General features: G+C 70.2%; 15 protein-coding genes. 2 read left to right on the forward strand and 13 right to left on the reverse strand.

Annotation, left to right across the window (positions count from 1 at the left end):
• Window positions 1–114: 114 nt before the first annotated feature.
• The 12 genes from OG609_RS11865 to OG609_RS11920 form a co-directional block, all read right to left on the reverse strand.
• A complete protein-coding gene (locus tag OG609_RS11865) occupies window positions 115–1,590 on the reverse strand; it encodes a hypothetical protein (RefSeq protein ID WP_327272775.1) in 1,476 nt (491 codons plus the stop codon).
• 83 nt (window positions 1,591–1,673) lie between these two features.
• Complete coding sequence (locus tag OG609_RS11870) at window positions 1,674–3,800, reverse strand: phosphocholine-specific phospholipase C (RefSeq protein ID WP_327272776.1); 2,127 nt, start codon at window positions 3,798–3,800, stop codon at window positions 1,674–1,676.
• Window positions 3,801–3,932: 132 nt separating this feature from the next.
• Window positions 3,933–5,210: an SLC13 family permease gene (locus tag OG609_RS11875; RefSeq protein WP_442818071.1), complete on the reverse strand. Its 1,278-nt coding sequence runs from the start codon at window positions 5,208–5,210 to the stop codon at window positions 3,933–3,935.
• A gap of 81 nt (window positions 5,211–5,291) precedes the next feature.
• The gene (gene gatB / locus OG609_RS11880) at window positions 5,292–6,800 is read right to left on the reverse strand and encodes an Asp-tRNA(Asn)/Glu-tRNA(Gln) amidotransferase subunit GatB (protein ID WP_327272777.1); all 1,509 of its coding nucleotides are present in this window, start codon (window positions 6,798–6,800) and stop codon (window positions 5,292–5,294) included.
• Window positions 6,801–6,815: 15 nt separating this feature from the next.
• Window positions 6,816–7,055 carry a hypothetical protein gene (locus OG609_RS11885; protein ID WP_266357685.1) on the reverse strand — a complete coding sequence of 80 codons (240 nt, stop codon included), beginning with the start codon at window positions 7,053–7,055 and terminating at the stop codon, window positions 6,816–6,818.
• Window positions 7,052–8,554 (reverse strand): Asp-tRNA(Asn)/Glu-tRNA(Gln) amidotransferase subunit GatA, encoded by a 1,503-nt coding sequence (gene gatA / locus OG609_RS11890; protein ID WP_327272778.1) that lies wholly within the window; start codon window positions 8,552–8,554, stop codon window positions 7,052–7,054. The genes OG609_RS11885 and gatA overlap by 4 nt, the downstream gene beginning before the upstream one ends.
• A 5-nt stretch (window positions 8,555–8,559) precedes the next feature.
• Window positions 8,560–8,856 carry an Asp-tRNA(Asn)/Glu-tRNA(Gln) amidotransferase subunit GatC gene (gene gatC / locus OG609_RS11895; protein WP_015036350.1) on the reverse strand — a complete coding sequence of 99 codons (297 nt, stop codon included), beginning with the start codon at window positions 8,854–8,856 and terminating at the stop codon, window positions 8,560–8,562.
• 199 nt (window positions 8,857–9,055) lie between these two features.
• Window positions 9,056–11,215, reverse strand: coding sequence for a putative bifunctional diguanylate cyclase/phosphodiesterase (locus OG609_RS11900; RefSeq protein WP_327272779.1), 2,160 nt, complete (start codon window positions 11,213–11,215; stop codon window positions 9,056–9,058).
• Window positions 11,216–11,574: 359 nt separating this feature from the next.
• The gene (ligA, locus tag OG609_RS11905) at window positions 11,575–13,767 is read right to left on the reverse strand and encodes an NAD-dependent DNA ligase LigA (RefSeq protein ID WP_327272780.1); all 2,193 of its coding nucleotides are present in this window, start codon (window positions 13,765–13,767) and stop codon (window positions 11,575–11,577) included.
• A gap of 30 nt (window positions 13,768–13,797) precedes the next feature.
• The gene (locus OG609_RS11910) at window positions 13,798–14,823 is read right to left on the reverse strand and encodes a methionine synthase (RefSeq protein WP_327272781.1); all 1,026 of its coding nucleotides are present in this window, start codon (window positions 14,821–14,823) and stop codon (window positions 13,798–13,800) included.
• 47 nt (window positions 14,824–14,870) lie between these two features.
• Window positions 14,871–15,560, reverse strand: coding sequence for an SDR family oxidoreductase (locus OG609_RS11915; RefSeq protein WP_327272782.1), 690 nt, complete (start codon window positions 15,558–15,560; stop codon window positions 14,871–14,873).
• Between the two features lie 33 nt (window positions 15,561–15,593).
• Window positions 15,594–16,133 (reverse strand): TIGR00730 family Rossman fold protein, encoded by a 540-nt coding sequence (locus tag OG609_RS11920; protein ID WP_327272783.1) that lies wholly within the window; start codon window positions 16,131–16,133, stop codon window positions 15,594–15,596.
• A 110-nt stretch (window positions 16,134–16,243) separates the two neighbouring features.
• Here OG609_RS11920 and OG609_RS11925 point away from each other — a divergent pair, with 110 nt between their 5' ends.
• Together OG609_RS11925 and OG609_RS11930 are read left to right on the forward strand one after the other, a co-directional pair.
• Window positions 16,244–16,579 carry a DUF427 domain-containing protein gene (locus tag OG609_RS11925; protein ID WP_114246801.1) on the forward strand — a complete coding sequence of 112 codons (336 nt, stop codon included), beginning with the start codon at window positions 16,244–16,246 and terminating at the stop codon, window positions 16,577–16,579.
• A 95-nt stretch (window positions 16,580–16,674) separates the two neighbouring features.
• On the forward strand, window positions 16,675–17,475 hold the full coding sequence (locus OG609_RS11930; RefSeq protein ID WP_327272784.1) for an alpha/beta fold hydrolase: 801 nt from the start codon (window positions 16,675–16,677) through the stop codon (window positions 17,473–17,475).
• A gap of 78 nt (window positions 17,476–17,553) precedes the next feature.
• On the opposite strand, the gene OG609_RS11935 is transcribed toward OG609_RS11930, so the two are convergent.
• Entirely contained in the window at window positions 17,554–18,018 is a 465-nt protein-coding gene (locus tag OG609_RS11935) for an ATP-binding protein (protein ID WP_327272785.1), read from the reverse strand.
• Window positions 18,019–18,060: the final 42 nt, after the last annotated feature.

Below are 18,060 nucleotides of genomic sequence, written 5' to 3' on the forward strand. Positions count from 1 at the left end.
CCTGAGAATCGCCACTCTGGCAGCCGATGGTGATCCTTTGTCGCTTTCGTGGCCTTACTCACAACGGCCGCAGGAATTATCGTGGCCCCGGAGTCACAACGACCTCCGGCCACCTCACTCGGCCAGTCGTTCCTCCGCCTCCAGTTCTTCCTCGAACTGCTCCTCGATCTCCGCGATGCCCTTCGCCACGGCTTCCGCCAGATGGACGGGGCAGGTCAGCACCTCGCTCCCGTAGCCCTGGCCGGAGTCCGGGCCGGGGGCGGGGCATGCGTCGGGAGCGTAGAGGTGCGCGATGCGGGCCACGCGATCGGAGGTGCGCTCATGGCCGGGCGCATGGCCGTCCGCGTGGGCGCATGTGCCACCGGGCAGGGTGGTGGCAGCGGTACGGAGGACGCCGAGGATCTCGCGGGCGATTCCGTACGACAGCTCCAGGGAATCGGCCGCCGTGCCCATCAGGAGCAGCAGGACGGTCCGCTCGAGCGCGGGTCCGTCGGGGCCGAGCCGCTCGTACCGCCGGGCCGCCCAGAGCGCCGCTTCCTCGGAGGCCGTCTCGTCCTTGAACGGGACATGCCGCTCGCTCAGCGGTTTGATGTCGAGCCGGCCGTCGGGGCGCAGGTACACCGGGTCCAGATGTGCCGTCTCCCGGGTGCCGAAGAGGGTGTCGACCGCTTCGCGCAGATGATCGCGGGCCTCGACGGCGAGGGCGCGCAGGAAGGTGGTGCAGGTCCACGCCTCCAGCGAGGCCCCGTATCCGTCTTCGTGTTCCTCGCGCAGGACGGTCCGGCCGCCGGGGCTCTGCAGGTGGATTCCCTCGGCGGCCTGCTGGTCGCTGCCGGAGTTCAGTGCCGGGTGCTCATCGTCCTCATGCGCGCACGTCTCGTCCGGCAGCAACGGCAGTACGGACTCCAGGCCCTCGATCATGTCGTCGAGCAGCGACCGCTGTTTGATCCGGCCCGACGCCGCGTACCAGCAGTTCGCATGGGCGACGACGACATAGCCGGCGAGAGCGGCCCGGGAGAGACTGCTGGGCGGTGCGGCGTGGACCTCCAGGTCCCAGAGCGGATCACCGTTCGGATAGTCGTTGAGCACACTGCCCAGGCTGCTGATGTTGCTCCGGTGACTCTCCGGAATGATCTCGGGGATGCCCTCCGTGCTGCCCGGCAGGATCACATCGGCGGCTGTCCGCGCCCAGCCGGCGGCGTTGCGGGGGCAGGCCTCGACCTCGTCCCACGCAACGAGCGGAACCTGGACGTCCGGCGCGTCGAGCAGCGCGTCCGCGTCCGTGTCCCACCGCTCCAGGCTCCCGGTGTACGGATGGGCCGCGTGTCCGCACCCGCCGGCCTGAAGACACTGCTCGTCCATGGCCTCGACGGCGGCGCCGAGCGCGTCCACCACGGCCCGCTCGACGGGGGCGCCGCGTCGCCCGAGGACGTACCGCGCCATGTTCACCAGACCGAAGGTCAGCAGGACCGCCTGCTCGCCGTCCGGTTCGGCGGCGAGCAGGCGGGCGCACTCCAGGACGACGGGGTCCGCCTCCTCGGGGGCGGCGCCCGCCGCGACTCCGGCCCATTTCTCGATCAGTTCAGTCATGATCAAGGAAACGCCGGCCGCGCCGCGACGGTTCCGGTGGGCGCCGAACTCCCGTACGTAATGACGGGCCTGCCGGCGGCCCGTCAGCCGGAAATGCTCGCCCGGCCGTTCTCGATGTGTCCCATCAGCCGGCGCCGGAAGACATCGTCCCCGTCGACGGTGACGGACAGGTCGTACCAGCCGTGCGCGTCGGCCGCCGAGTGCACGACCTTACGGCTGCGCCCCGGCTTGACCTTGACGGTCCTGGTCCAGTCCCGCAGGTCCGCCTCGTCGACGTACCCCAGCGGCCGTACGGTGAAGGTGAGCGTCGTCCGCCCCGTGTTGCGCAGGGTGAGATGCAGATCCCGCTCATGCGCGTCGACCCGCGAGGCGACCTCGGCCCCGGCCGAAACGCCGTCCTTCGCGGGCCCGGCGAACTCGCGCCGGAAGCCGTTCGGCCCCGTCACCGTGAACCGGTACGCCGTACCGGTAAGGGGCACCGTCCATTGCGCCGTGCCCCTTACATCCCGGTGCTGCGGAACGGGGAACTCCCCCGCGTACGGATACAGCGCGAAGTGCGCGGACGAGCGCCCCGTGTTGCTGAGGGCCACCTGCACCGCCCCGTCCACCACCTTCGCCTGGGCGTCCGGCTGGTACGGCAGCGCGCGGGCCGGGCGGGTCCCGGGCTCCGGTACGGGCATGTGCTGCACGAGCGGCGGCTTCGGCGCCCAGCGTCCGCTGAACGGCGGGATGGCACCGGGCTGCTCCACCTCGGGCCGGCGCCGTGCGCGCTCGAAGTCGAACGCCGAGGTCAGATCGCCGGTGACGGTGCGCCGCCAGTCGCTGATGTTCGGTTCCTTCACCCCGGTCCAGCGCTCCAGGAAGCGGATCACGGAGGTGTGGTCGAAGACCTCGGAGCAGACGTAGCCGCCCACCGTCCACGGCGACACGACGAGCAGCGGCACCCGCATCCCGAGACCGGTGGGCTTGCCCTCCCACTGCTCCTCGGTCACCTCGGGCGGCGCGACCGGCGGCGGCACGTGGTCGAAGAAGCCGTCGTTCTCGTCGTAGTTGATGAGGACGGCGGTGTGCCGCCACACATCGGGGTGCTTGCCCAGCGCGTCCAGGACCTTGTAGACGATCGTCGCGCTGTGGATCGGCGAGGAGACGCTCGGGTGTTCGGAGTCGACGGCCGACGGCACCAGATAGGAGACCTCGGGCAGCGTGCCCGCCGCCACGTCCTTGGCGAACTCATCGGCCAGCGTTCCGGTCTCCACCCGGCGCAACGCACGCTCGAAGAGGCTGCGTTCGGTCTTGTCCAGGGTGGCGACGCCCTCTTCGAGCAGACCGAACAGCCGCTCCCGCTCCGTGGCGTCCGCGTCCCGTACCGCCGAGTAGAACGACTCCATGTACGTATGGCCGCCGGTCTTCGCCAGCGCCTTGCGGGCGATCGCCTTGAAGGTGGCGAAGAACTCGATCTGGTTGTCGGTGAAGTTCTCCCACTCGGTGTACGTACGCCAGCTGCGCCCGGCCTTCTCCAGCCGCTCCGCGTACGTGCCCCAGTCGTACCCGGGGTGCGTGCCCTCGTTGTACGCGTCGTTCCCGACGGCCCGCTTGCCGTTCGCCTCGTTGCCCGTCTTCCCGCTCCACAGGTGGTTGCGGTTGGGGCTGGTCGAGGTGTGGATGGAGGAGTGGTAGGCGTCGCAGACCGTGAAGGTGTCGGCCAGTTCGTAGTGCAGCGGGATGTCACGGCGGTCGTAGTACGCCATGGTGGCGGCCGTCTTCGCGGTCACCCAGCCGTTCATCCACCCCCCGGCCCATGCCTTCCCGCCACCGCTCCAGGAGTGGTCGAGCGCGCCGATGTACTGGAGGTCCTTCTTCTGCGTCTCGGCGGCGTCCCGCACCGGGAACGGCAGCACAGAGGTGCCCAGCGGAGCGGGCTGCTCGAAGACCGGCTTGCCGGAGGGCAGTTCGACGGCGTTGCGGTCGCCGAAGCCGCGCACTCCCCGGAGCGTCCCGAAGTAGTGGTCGAAGGAACGGTTCTCCTGCATCAGGATCACCACATGCTTGATGGCTCCGAGCCCGCCACCGCCACCGGACCCCGCCGAATGCGCCGGCTGCGCGGCGATCGCGGCCTGCAGCGACGGCGGAAGCAGCGACCCCGCAGCCGCGACGCCGAGTGCACCGCCGCCGAGCGCGAAGAGCCGTCGCCGTGAAATGTCCGTGGTCAAGTGAGCCTCCCGAGTTCTGTCGTTCAGCCGGGAAACTAATCAAGCCAGGTGGCGCGGGGAAGGATTTCGTACGGCTCGGTGGTGAACGTCCAACAGGTCGGCCGGGAAAGTCCAACCGCGTCCCGCACCTGGTCACACCCCGATCAGCTGCAGCGCACCCCACAGCGCGACCGTCGACACGGCCAGCGTCGCCGGTACGGTCAGCAGCCCGAGCCGGGTGAAGTGGCCGAGATCGGGCGCGGCGCCGTGGGTGTGCAGGATGCGGCGCCAGAGCAAGGTGGCGAGCGAGCCGACGTACGTGAGGTTCGGGCCGAGGTTCACGCCGATCAGGGCGGCGAGCAGCGGGCCGGGACCCGCCGCCGCGACGACCGGGAGCAGAGCGAGGATCGCGGGCAGGTTGTTGATCAGGTTGGCGAGCACGGCCGCCACCGCGGCCACCGCCAGCAGCGCCGGAAGTGACGAGCCGTCCGGCAGGAAGGTGTCGATCCCCGCACCGAGGCCGTTGTCGACCACGGCCTTGACCACGACGCCCAGCGCCAGCACGAACAGGCAGAACAGCGGGTTGGCGGAGCGGACGAGGCCCTTGACCGTGGTCTCGCGCTTCGCCAGCGCGCGGACGGCCAGTACCCCGGCACCCGCCAGCGCCGCCCACAGCGGTTCCGCACCCGCGAAGGAGGTGACGACGAATCCGCCCAGGGTCAGGGCAAGGACGACGAGCGTGAAAGCGGGGATGCCCGGACGGGCCTCCTGTGGCCTCGGCGGATACGCACCCGCTGCCAGATCGGCGGCGAAGACCCGGCGGAAGACGGCGTACTCGACGGCGATGGCGGCCAGCCACGGCAGGGTCATCAGCGCGGCGAAGCGGGTGAAGGAGAGGCCGCTCGCGGTGAACGCCAGGAGGTTGGTGAGGTTGGAGACGGGCAGGAGCAGGGACGCCGAGTTGGCCAGGTGCGCACAGGCGTAGACGTACGGGCGGGGGCGGGCGCCGACGCGGGCAGCTGTGGCGAGGACGACGGGGGTCAGCAGGACCACGGTCGCGTCCAGGCTGAGCACAGCGGTGATCACGGAGGCGACTGCGAAGACCCCGCCGAGCAGGGGACCGGTCCGCCCGCCGCAGGCCCGGGCGACCAGATCACCGGCGGCCGTGAACAGCCCCTCGTCCGCACAGAGCTGGGCCAGGACCAGAATCGCCGCGAGGAATCCGACGACCGGCAGCAGGCTGCCCACCTGTGCACGGGCTTCCGGCCACGGGACCGCACCGGCCACGATCACCAGCACGGCCACGGGCACGGCAACGGTCGCCTCCGGCAGCCCCCGGGGGCGTACGACGGCGAAGGCCAGCACGCCGAGCAGGAGGACGACGGAGACGATCTCGGCAGTGACGGTGTTCAGCGGACTGACTCTCCGGATGGGTGAAGGGGCGGTGCACCCGGCTCACGGGCGCACCGCCCCTTCAGGGACGTACGGAAACCGCCCGCGCAGGGGACGGGATCAGCCCTCGACGCCGAGCTTCTCCAGGATCAGCTCGCGCACACGGGCCGCGTCCGCCTGGCCGCGGGTGGCCTTCATGACCGCGCCGACGAGCGCGCCCGCGGCCGCGACCTTGCCGCCGCGGATCTTGTCCGCGATGGCCGCGTTGGCCGCGATGGCCTCGTCCACGGCAGCGCCCAGCGCGCCCTCGTCGGAGACGACCTTCAGGCCGCGCTTCTCGACGACGGTGTCCGGGTCGCCCTCGCCCGCGAGGACGCCCTCGATCACCTGGCGTGCCAGCTTGTCGTTGAGGTCGCCCGAGGTGACGAGCTCGGCCACCCTGGCGACCTGCACCGGGGTGATCGGCAGCTCGTCGAGGCCGCGGCCGGTCTCGTTGGCGTTACGGGCCAGCTCGCCCATCCACCACTTGCGGGCCTGGTCCGAGGGGGCGCCCGCGTCGGTCGTGGCGACGATCAGGTCGACCGCACCCGCGTTGAGGATGGACTGCATGTCGTGCTCGGAGACGCCCCACTCCTCCTTCAGCCGGTTGCGGCGCACCCGCGGCATCTCGGGGAGTCCCTTGCGGAGCTCCTCGACCCACTCACGGGCCGGGGCGACCGGCACCAGGTCGGGCTCGGGGAAGTAGCGGTAGTCCTCGGCGTTGTCCTTGATGCGGCCGGCCGTGGTGGAGCCGTCCTCCTCGTGGAAGTGCCGGGTCTCCTGCACGATCGTGCCGCCCGAGCTCAGCACCGCGGCGTGGCGCTGGATCTCGAAGCGGGCCGCGCGCTCGACGGAACGCAGCGAGTTCACGTTCTTCGTCTCGGAGCGCGTACCGAACGTCTCGGTGCCGTTGGGGCGCAGCGACAGGTTGACGTCGCAGCGCATCTGGCCCATCTCCATCCGGGCCTCCGACACACCGAGCGCCTTGATGAGCTCGCGGAGCTCGGCGACGTACGCCTTGGCGACCTCGGGGGCGCGTGCGCCCGCGCCCTCGATCGGCTTGGTGACGATCTCGATGAGCGGGATGCCCGCACGGTTGTAGTCGAGCAGGGAGTGGGACGCGCCCTGGATACGGCCGGTGGCGCCGCCGACGTGGGTCGACTTGCCGGTGTCCTCCTCCATGTGGGCACGCTCGATCTGCACCCGGAAGATCTCCCCGTCCTCCAGCTGGACGTCCAGATAGCCGTTGTAGGCGATCGGCTCGTCGTACTGGGAGGTCTGGAAGTTCTTCGGCATGTCCGGATAGAAGTAGTTCTTCCGGGCGAAGCGGCACCACTCGGCGATCTCGCAGTTCAGCGCGAGGCCGATCTTGATGGCGGACTCGATGCCGATCTCGTTGACGACCGGCAGCGCGCCGGGCAGGCCGAGACAGACCGGGCAGGTCTGGGAGTTGGCGTCCTGCTTGAGCTCGGTCGAGCAGCCGCAGAACATCTTGGTCTTGGTGCCGAGCTCGACATGGACCTCCAGGCCCATGACGGGGTCGTAGGACGCGAGCGCGTCCTCGTACGACACCAGGTCAGTGACAGTCACGGTGAAACTTCCCTCTCAGCCCAGCAGTACGTCGTCATCGCCGATGCGCTTGAGTTCGCGCAGCAGCAGGGCGACACCAGTGGCGATGGCGGCGGCGGAGACAACGGCGTCGATCAGTCGGAGCGTGTCGTGTTCGAAGCGGGCCTTCTTGGCCTGCTTGATGACGCCGAGCGCCCCGAAAGCGGTGGTGCCGATGGACAGGTACGTACCGGTCTTGGACTTCTTGAAGCCCTTGGCCTTGGTCAGTGCGCTCACAGCGACGGAGCCTCCTCCAGCAGCGGGTGGCCCCACTTTTCCACGAAGGCGGCCTCGACGGCGGCTCCGACCTTGTACAGCCGGTCGTCCTTCATGGCGGGGGCGATGATCTGCAGTCCGACCGGCAGGCCGTCCTCCGGCGCCAGGCCGCAGGGCAGCGACATGGCGGAGTTGCCCGCGAGGTTGGTCGGAATGGTGCACAGGTCCGCGAGGTACATCGCCATCGGGTCGTCGGCGCGCTCGCCGATCGGGAAGGCGGTGGTGGGCGTCGTCGGAGAGACGATGACGTCAACCTGCTCGAAGGCCTTCTCGAAGTCCTGGGTGATGAGGGTGCGGACCTTCTGCGCCGAGCCGTAGTACGCGTCGTAGTAGCCGGAGCTGAGGGCGTACGTACCGAGAATGACGCGGCGCTTGACCTCGTCGCCGAAGCCGGCCTCGCGGGTGAGCGCGGTGACGTCCTCGGCCGACCTCGTGCCGTCGTCGCCGACCCGCAGGCCGTAACGCATGGCGTCGAAGCGGGCCAGGTTGGAGGAGCACTCGGACGGCGCGATCAGGTAGTACGCCGACAGGGCCAGGTCGAAGGACGGGCAGTCCAGCTCGACGATCGTGGCACCGAGCGACTTCAGCAGCTCGACGGACTCGTTGAAGCGCTGGACGACACCGGCCTGGTAGCCCTCACCGGCGAACTGCTTGACGACACCGATGCGCATGCCGTCGACGCTGCCGTTGCGCGCGGCCTCGACGACCGGCGGGACCGGGGCGTCGATGGACGTCGAGTCCATCGGGTCGTGCCCGGCGATCGCCTCGTGCAGCAGGGCCGCGTCCAGGACGGTACGGGCGCAGGGCCCGCCCTGGTCCAGGGAGCTGGAGAACGCCACCATGCCGTAGCGGGAGACGCCGCCGTAGGTGGGCTTGACGCCGACGGTGCCGGTGACGGCCGCGGGCTGGCGGATGGAACCGCCGGTGTCCGTGCCGATGGCGAGCGGGGCCTCGTACGAAGCGAGCGCGGCCGAGGAGCCACCGCCGGAGCCGCCCGGGATGCGGGTGAGGTCCCACGGGTTGCCGGTCGGGCCGTAGGCGCTGTTCTCGGTGGAGGACCCCATGGCGAACTCGTCCATGTTGGTCTTGCCGAGGATGACGACGTCGGCGGCCTTCAGCCTCTTGGTGAGGGTCGCGTCATACGGCGGGATCCAGCCTTCGAGGATCTTGGAGCCGACGGTGGTCGGCATGCCCTCGGTGGTGAAGATGTCCTTCAGCGCGAGCGGGACACCGGCCAGTGGGCCCAGCTTCTCACCGGCCGCCTTCTTCGCGTCGACGGCACGGGCCTGCGCGAGCGCGCCCTCGCGGTCGACGTGCAGGAAGGCGTGGACCTTCTCGTCGACCGCGTCGATCCGGGCCAGGTGGGCCTCGGTGACCTCGACGGCAGTGAGCTCGCCGGAGGCGATCTTCGCGGCGATCTCGGCGGCGGTGAGCTTGATGATGGTGCTGTTGTCCGTCATGGCTTTTAGTCCTCCCCCAGGATCTGCGGCACCTTGAAACGCTGCTGCTCCTGGGCCGGGGCGCCGGAGAGCGCCTGCTCGGGGGTGAGCGACGGACGGACCTCGTCCGCGCGCATGACGTTGGTCAGCGGCAGCGGGTGGGAGGTCGGCGGTACGTCTTGGTCGGCGACCTCGGAGACGCGGGCGACCGCGCCGATGATGTCGTCGAGCTGACCGGCGAAGTGATCGAGCTCTTCGCCCTTCAGCTCCAGACGCGCCAGCCGGGCGAGGTGGGCGACCTCCTCGCGCGTGATGCCAGGCATGCAGCGATCCTCAGGGGTTGGTGTGTGGTTTTGGCCCAATCCTATGGTGTCGCCCGCAGCCACTCCCGCCACCCGGGCGAACACCCTGGTCGGGCGACAGATTCGAGTCCGTCCCGCGAGCCCGGTTCAGGCCCGTCCGGCAATGGGGGACAGAGCGGCCACCCGACTGCGCCGGTGCCCACACGCCGCACCCCCGTGCTCATGTCGTCGCGGGCCGCGACTCGACCGCCCGCCCGGGCGGCCGCTGCTCCAGCTCGGGCGTCGCACCGGCTGCGGCCGCCGCGGCAGCCGCAGCAGCCGCCAGCTCCGCCGGCCGCCGCCACCCGTGCTCACCCCGCGCCCGCAGCCAGGCCGTCGTCTCCTGCGGCGGCATCGCAGCGGCGACCAGCCACCCCTGCACCGCATCGCAGCGAAGATCCCGCAGCCGCTCCCAGGTTTCGTCGTCCTCGACCCCTTCCGCGACCACCAGCAGACCGAGCGAGTGGGCCAGGTCGATGGTGCAGCGGACGATCTCCGCGTCCTCGTTGTCGACGGCCAGACGGGCCACGAAGGACCGGTCGATCTTCAGCTCGCTGACCGGCAGCCGGCGCAGATGGACCAGCGAGGAGTACCCCGTACCGAAGTCGTCGAGGGACATCTTCACGCCGTGCCCGGTGAGTCCGGCGAGGGTGTCGGCGGCGCGCTGCGGGTCCTCCAGCAGCACGTGTTCCGTTATTTCCAGCTGCAGCGCCCCGGCCGGGACGCCGTGCCGGGCGAGCCGTGCCGCGACTCCGCCCGCGAATCCAGGGGTGTGGACGTCGCGCGGGGAGACGTTGACCGCGACCGGGACGAAAAGCCCCTGCGCCCGCCACCGGGCGACCTGGGCCAGGGCAGTCTCCAGGACGTACTCCGTGAGGTGCGGCATCAGGCCGGACGACTCGGCGATGGCGATGAACTCGTCCGGAGGGACCCGGCCGCGCTCCGGATGCACCCAGCGCACCAGAGCTTCGAGGCCGGCCACCTGGCCGTCGAAGCGGACCTTCGGCTGGTAGTGGAGCTCCACCTCTCCGGCGTCCAGCGCACGCCGGAGATCGCCGAGCAGCCCGAGCCGGTCCGGGGTGTTGCTGTCCCGCTTCGACTCGTACACCTCTACGCCCGTACGGTCGCGCTTGGCCTGGTACATCGCCACGTCCGCACGCCTGAGCAGCCCTTCGGCGTCCAGCGCGTGGTCCGGGTAGACGGCGACTCCGGCACTCGCCTCCAGCACCAGGGTCAGACCGTCCAGGTCCAGCGGGGAGGACAGCTCGGCGACCAGGTGGCGGGCGACCCGCTGGGCGCTGGTGGTGGAGTCCGCGGTCGGCAGGAGCACGGCGAATTCGTCACCGCCGAGCCGCGCGGCCTCCGCTCCTCGCGGGAGCGCCAGTCTGAGACGTTCCGCTATCTGCAGCAGCAGCCGGTCCCCCGCCAGATGACCGAGGGTGTCGTTGACCGCACGGAAACGGTCGAGGTCGATCAGGACGAGAGCGGATCTGGCGCCCGTGGACTCGGCGTCCTCCAACGCCGCCCAGGTGCGTTCCAGCAGCCACTGCCGGTTGGGCAGCCCGGTCAGCGGGTCGCGCAGCTGCTCCTCGGCCCGGGCGCGGGCGATCCAGAGGGTGGAGTCCAGGGCGATCAGCGGGACCGCGAAGAGCGGCAGGAGTACGGGCATGGCCATCGAGACGACGCAGATCAGCGGTGCGATGCCGAGCAGGGCGACCGCGACGAGGCCTTGGCGCAGCAGGGCGGTGCGGGCGATGGTCGGCAGCCCGCCGCCCTGGGGTGCCCGCGCATACCACAGCAGGACCCGGGTCACCAGAAGGTAGGTGGAGGCGGCCAGGAGGACTTCCGGGACGGCGGCGATGCCCCAGTCGAGTGGATGCCAGGGTGATTCGACGGTCTGCACCTCACCGAACGCGGCGAGCACCAGGGCTGCCGCGCCTATCCCCAGGATGTCCACCGCGCCGTGCAACAGCCCTTGCCACCAGCGGTGCCTGCGGGCCACGCCGACGAGGACGACGACGACCAGGCTGACCAGACCGGCGGGCACCCAGCCGTAGAGGAGCAGCACGGCAAGGGTGAGGGCGGCTCCGGAACCGGTGCCGCCCCACCATCGGTCGTGTCCGAGCGCAACCAGATGCCCGACGATGATTCCGGTGAGGACGGCGAGGGACCAGCCGGCCCTGCCGTCGGGAAAGAGTGCGTGTCCTTCACTCACGGTCCGGTAGAAGCCGGTCGCGAGCTGAACAACGGCGATCGCCACGACGACGGCACCCACTTTGGGCGTGAGGCCGACGAAACCTTGCAGCCGCGACACCGGTGCGGCGCTCTCGGTCGGTTTCATTCCGTCCCTCTCACAGCCGGCGGTACCGATGTCGCCCGATGGTTCAGCTCCATGCCACCACGACCCGATTTCCCACCCCGTGGCCGGGCACGGCAGGTGCGCATCTCAACAGTAGGCCGCAGAAGGCTTCTACGGGCAGCGCTCTACAGCTCTTGCCCGAATGCGAACCAACCGTCCGTCAGCATCTGCTATGCGCCGATCGGGTGAACCCGGCCCCCCGACGACAACCCTTGCCCCTGTCCGTCCGTCTACACCCTTTCTGCCCACCCGTTCACCACTCACGCACCGATCGACCTCATTTCGGGGTTGTCACGACGGGGTTCTGTCCCGTTGCGCCGGTTCTGTGACGGGGATCTGTGCTATTCCGCCGGTTCCTCAACGGGTACGGCCGCTTCGCGCGCGGCATCCGGCCCCTGTTCGAGCAGTACGGCGAAGCCGTCCTCGTCCAGCACGGGCACCTTCAGCTGCATCGCCTTGTCGTACTTAGAACCGGGGTTGTCACCCACGACCACGAAGGAGGTCTTCTTCGAGACGGAACCCGTGACCTTCGCCCCCCGGCTCTGGAGAGCCTCTTTCGCGCCATCCCTGGTGTGTCCGGCCAGCGTGCCGGTGACGACGACGGTGAGTCCTTCGAGCGGGCGCGGCCCGACCTCCTCCCCCGCTCCCTCGTCCTCCATCCGGACCCCGGCCTCCCGCCACTTGCGCAGGATCTCCCGGTGCCAGTCCTCGGCGAACCACTGCTTGACCGAGGCGGCGATGATGGGACCGACCCCGTCGGCATCGGCCAGCTCCTGTTCGGTCGCCTCGTCGATCCGGTCGATGGAGCGGAACTGACGGGCCAGCTCCTGGGCCGCGACCGGGCCCACATGGCGGATGGAGAGCCCGGTGAGGACCCGGGCCAGCGGGGCTTCCTTGGCCGCGGCGATGGCATCGAGCATGGCGAGGGCGTTCTTCTTCGGCTCGCCCTGCTGGTTGGCGAAGACCCAGGCGGTCTTCTCCTCGCCCGTCTTCGGATCGCGCTTGGGCAGTCCGCTGTCCTGGTCCAGGACATAGGCCCGGATCGGCAGGAGCTGCTCGACGGTCAGTCCGAAAAGATCGCCCTCGTCGTGCAGCGGCGGCTCGGCCGGCTCCAGAGGCTTGGTCAGGGCCGCGGCCGCGACATAACCGAAGTGGTCGATGTCGAGACACTTGCGGCCCGCGAGATAGGCGAGGCGCTCCCGCAACTGCGCGGGACAGGAACGCGCGTTGGGACAGCGGACGTCGATGTCGGCCTCCTTCATGGGCCGCAGCTCCGTGCCGCACTCGGGGCAGTACGTCGGCATCACGAACGCCTGCTCGGTGCCGTCACGCAGATCGACGACCGGGCCGAGGATCTCCGGGATCACATCGCCCGCCTTGCGGAGCACCACCGTGTCCCCGATGAGGACGCCCTTCGCCTTCACCACGTTCTGGTTGTGGAGGGTGGCGAACTCGACCTCGGAGCCCGCCACCTCGACCGGTTCGACCTGTGCGTACGGGGTGACCCGGCCGGTGCGTCCGACACCGACCCGGATGTTCACCAGCTTGGTGTTGGCCTCCTCCGGCGGGTACTTCCAGGCGATCGCCCAGCGCGGGGCGCGCGAGGTGGAGCCGAGCCGGCCCTGGAGCGGGATCTCGTCGAGCTTGACGACGACGCCGTCGATCTCGTGCTCCACGGAGTGCCGGTTCTCGCCGAAGTACGCGATGAACTCCCGCACGTCGTCGAGGGAGTCCACCACCTTGTTGTGCCTGGCGGTGGGCAGACCCCATTCGTGCAACAGCTCATAGGCGTGCGAGAGGCAGTCGATGTCGAAGCCCTCGCGGGCGCCGATGCCGTGCACCACCATGTGCAGCGGGCGGGTGGCGGTGACCTTCGGATCCTTCTGGCGCAGTGAACCCGCGGCCGCGTTGCGCGGGTTGGCGAACGGCTTGTCGTCGGCCTCGACGAGCCGGGCGTTGAGCTCCTCGAAGGCTTCCATCGGGAAGAAGACCTCGCCGCGGATCTCGACCAGCGCCGGAATCCGCTCACCCGTCAGCCGGTGCGGGATCTCGGCGATCGTACGGACATTGGGGGTGATGTCCTCGCCGGTGCGGCCGTCGCCGCGGGTCGCGGCCCGGGTCAGCCGCCCGCGCTCATAGGTGAGGTTGACCGCGAGTCCGTCGACCTTCAGCTCGCAGAGGAAGTGGTAGCCGGTGGCGCCGACGTCCTTGGCGATCCGCTCGCCCCAGGCCGCCAACTTCAGGTCGTCGAAGGCGTTGTCCAGCGAGAGCATCCGCTCGCGGTGCTCTACGGAGGTGAATTCCGTCTGGTACGGCCCCGCGACCTTCTGTGTCGGCGAATCCGGCGTGCGCAGCTGCGGATACGTCTCCTCCAGGGCCTCCAGCGCGCGCATCAGCCGGTCGAACTCGGCATCGCTCACGACCGGCTGGTCGTTCACGTAGTACCGGAAGCGGTGCTCCTCGATCTGCTCGGCAAGCAGTGCGTGCTGCTCCTGAGCCTGTGCGGGCACTGACATCTGCTGTTCGCCGGCCATCGTCTCGTCCTCCCGTTACCCGTTGCCCCGTTACTCAGGGTTGTCTGCGAGCGATCTCGCGGCCCGGGCGCAGTGGGCGAGCGCGGCGCGCGCATACGCGGGCGAGGCACCCGCGAGCCCGCACGACGGGGTGATCACCACGGACTCCGCCAGAGTCCCCGGATTCAGCCCCAGCCTGCGCCACAGCGTCCTGACACCCATGACGCTACCGCCCGGGTCTGACAAATCACCCGAGGCCGGGTCGGTGCCCGGGACCACCCCGAGGAAGAGTTGCGTGCCACCCTCGACCGCTTCCCCGATCGCCTCCTCCTCACGCTCGGTGAGCAACGAGAAATCGAACGAGATACCGTCGGCCCCGGCCCGGCGCAGCAGCGCGAACGGCACCTCGGGCGCACAGGTGTGAACGACCGTTGCCCCGTCCCCGGCCACCGCCAGGACATCGCGCAGGGTGCCCTCCACGACCTGGCGGTCGACGGCCCGGTAGGTGCGGTAGCCGCTCGCCGTCCTGATCCGCCCGCGCAGTACGCCGGTCAGCGACGGTTCGTCGAGCTGGAGGATCACTTCGGCGCCCGGCACCCTGCGCCGTACCTCCGCCAGGTGGGCGCGCAGTCCCTCCGCCAGTGAGCCCGCCAGGTCGCGGCAGGCCCCCGGGTCGCCGAGCGCGGCCTCGCCGCCCCGCCGTTCCAGTGCGGCGGCCAGCGTCCAGGGACCGACCGCCTGGACCTTGAGCGGCCCCTCGTACCCCTGGGTGAACTCCTCCAGCGCGTCGAGGTCCTCGCCGAGCCAGGACCTGGCCCGGCGGGTGTCCCGTCCGGGCCGGTCACTGATCCGCCAGCCGCTGGGCTCGACATGGCCGTACAGGTCGACGAGCAGCCCGATGGTCCGCCCGATCATGTCCGCACCGGGCCCGCGGGCCGGCAGTTCGGCCAGATACGGCAGGCCTTCGCCGTCCCCGAAGGACCCGGTGACGGTCTTCGCCGCCTCCCGTGCGTCTCCCCCGGGCATGGAACCGATTCCGGTGGCCGGGCAACCCCTGAACTTGCTCTTCTCGCTCACACGGGAAGCCTAAGGCCGTGCCCGGCCCGCCCGGTCGGCGGTGACGGTCAGCGCCCGGGGCGCACCGTGAGGTCATTGACCTCGGCGTCGCGCGGCAGGTCGACGGCCATCAGGATCGTGGTGGCCACCGACTCCGGGTCGATCCAGCGGGACGGGTCGTACTCCTTGCCCTCCTGCTGGTGGACCTTGGCCTGCATGGGGCTGGCGGTGCGCCCCGGATAGACGGACGTCACCCGGACGCCGTTCGCGTGCTCCTCGTGGCGCAGCGAGTCGGCGAGCGCCTTCAGGCCGTGCTTGCTCGCGGCGTACGCGCTCCACTCGGCGTGCGCCGCGAGGCCGGCGCCCGAGTTCACGAAGAGCACATGGCCCTGGGCGACGCGCAGTTGCGGCAGGAAGAGCCGGGTCAGCTCGGCGGGTGCGACCAGGTTGGCGTTGAGCTGGAAGTGCCATGCCTTGGGCGTGAGTTCACCGACCTTGCCGAGCTCGACGACGCCCGCGATGTGCAGCAGTGAGTCGACCCGCTCCGGCATCGCCTGCTGGGCGAACGCCCAGGAGAGCCGGTCCGGGTTGGAGAGGTCACCGACGAGCGTACGGGCGCCGGGGTGGAGCTCGGCCAGCTCCTTCGCGCGGCCCGCGTCACGGGCCAGCAGCACGGTCTCGTCACCGCGCTCCAGAAGACGACGGGTGACAGCTGCGCCGATGCCGGAGCCTGCGCCGGTGATGACATGAGTGGACATGCCCTCATGATCGCACCCGCACCCGCCGACGCCTCACCGGAGGCCGGACCACTCCTCCAGGTAGGCCAGGGCGCCCACGCCGTCCTTCGCGAAGAACACCAGGTCGGCCAGCGGGAGGGGCAGGAAGCCCTCGTCCTCCATGCGCTGGAACTGCTGGCGCAGCCCGTCGTAGAAGCCCGCCGTGTTGAGCAGGACCACCGGCTTGTCGTGCTTGCCGTGTTTCTTCAGCTCCAGGATCTCGGTCGCCTCGTCGAGCGTCCCGGTGCCCCCCACCATGATCACGACCGCGTCGGCCTTCTCCAGGAGCAGCGCCTTGCGCTCGGCGAGATCGCGCGCGATCACCATCTCGTCCGCATTGGTACGCGCCTTCGCGGCCAGGAAGTCGACCGACACCCCGACCAGCCGGCCGCCCGATTCCTGCACCCCGTCGGCGACGACCTTCATCAGCCCGCTCTCCGACCCGCCCCAGACGAGTGTGTGTCCCCCCTTGCCGAGCAGTTCGGCGAATTCGCGGGCGGGCCGGGTGTAGCGGTCGTCGAGGTCGGCGGCGGAGAGGAAAACACAGATCTTCATGCAGCAACCGTAAAGGCCACCACGGACACTCCCGGGCGGCCGGGTGGAGAACCGGCCGGCGCCGGGGAAGAAAGGGGAAGAAATCGGCCCGCGAGACGGCTGTACCAGACATGACTTCCACACAAGGCCACGTCATCACCGTCGAACCGGGCACCGAGCATGTACGTGTGGTGCGCGACGGGCAGGTGCTCGCCGAGAGCCGGCGCCCGCTCGTGCTGCGCGAGACGGGCTGTCCGGTCCGCTACTACCTGCCGCCCGAGGACGTCCGTACGGAACTCCTGACGGCTTCGGACACCCATACCCACTGCCCGTTCAAGGGCGACGCCTCCTACTGGTCGCTGCCGGACGCGGCGGATCTCGTCTGGGCGTATCCGGAACCCAAGCCCGAAGTCGCCGCGATCAAGGACCACTTCTGCTTCTACGACACCGAGACGGTTTCCGACTGATCGCCAAGCACGGTTCCGTCCTGGGGAATTGAAGAATCTCAAAAAAATCCCAGCCGAAGCGATGACTTTTCTGCGCCATCGCAGTCAACCTTCACATGGACAAGACTCTCTCCCGCGACGGCACTTCGATCGCGTACCGGCGCCGGGGTGAAGGACCACCGGTGATCCTGGTGGGCGGAGCACTGAGCACGGCGGCGACCGAGGCTCCCCTCGCCCGCCTCCTCGCGCCGCACTTCGAGGTGGTCACGTACGACAGGCGCGGCCGCGGCTCCAGCGGCGACAGCGGGCCGTACGCGGTGGAGCGCGAGATCGGGGACCTGGCCGCGCTCGTCACCTCGGTGGGCGGCCGGGCCTCGGTCTTCGGCACGGGAGCCGGTGGCGTGCTGGCCCTGGAGGCCCAGGCCGCCGGCCTCCCCGTGGACCTGCTGGCGGTGTACGAACCGCCCTACACACCGAGCGCCTCGGGCCTGCAGTACAAGGCGTGCTGCACCTCCCGCCTGCACCGGCTGCTGACCACCGGGGACCGCGCGGGAGCCGTCGAGCTGTTCCTCTCCGTGACGGGCGTACCGGCCGACATGATCGCCCGGATGCGCCGCGCCCCGCTGTGGAGCGACCTGGTGGCGATGGCCCACACCCTCGCGTACGACGACGCACTGCTCGGCAACGGCGCGATCCCGGCCGCCCGGTTCGCCTCCGTCACGGCCCGCACCCTGGTGATCTGTGGCGGCTCCAGCCCCACCCCCGCCCGCCAGTCCACCCGCGCCCTCGCGGAGACCCTCCCCCGCGCCCGCCACCGCACCCTGACAGGTCAGACACGCGAACTGGCGCCGCAGGCGATGGCTCCGGTCCTGGCGGAGTTCTTCGGCAGGGACATGTACGCGCGCCAGGCTTCCTGAGCCCCCAGTCCGCCCCGCTCGGCCACGCCCGTACAGGGGTCGGACGTGGCCGCGCGGGGCTGCGCCGTCTCCGCAGGCTCAGACGCCGAGCGCGAGCTCGAACCAGACGGTCTTGCCGCCCGGCCCGTACGCCCCCTCCCCTATGGCACACCCGCCCCAGCGGTCGGCGACGAGTTCGAGAATGGCCATGCCCCGCCCGGCTTCGGCGTGGGGGTCGGCGGGCGGGGCGTACGGCTTGGGCAGGTCCGGGCTCATGTCCCAGACGCTGATCCGGAGCACAGGGTGCCGCCACTGGAGCCGAACGGCGGCCGGACCCTTGGTGTGCCGTACGGAGTTGGTGGTGAGCTCCGACGTCAACAGCTCGGCGCGGTAACTGAGTTCGTCGAGTTCGTAGGCACCGAGGATGGCCCGGAGGGTCGTACGGGCGATGCGGGGGCTGCGCGGGTCGCAGGGGAAGGCGAGTTCGTAACTCCAGGGTTCGGCGAAGGGAATGGGGACGGGGTGGTGGGCGTACGGGGCGTAGGGGGTGGGTTCGTTCCTCACGGGCACCTCCTGGGGTGCGTGCGAGTGGTCTCAAGTGGACGT

It is taken from the genome of Streptomyces sp. NBC_01224 (assembly GCF_036002945.1).
Lineage (GTDB): Bacteria > Actinomycetota > Actinomycetes > Streptomycetales > Streptomycetaceae > Streptomyces.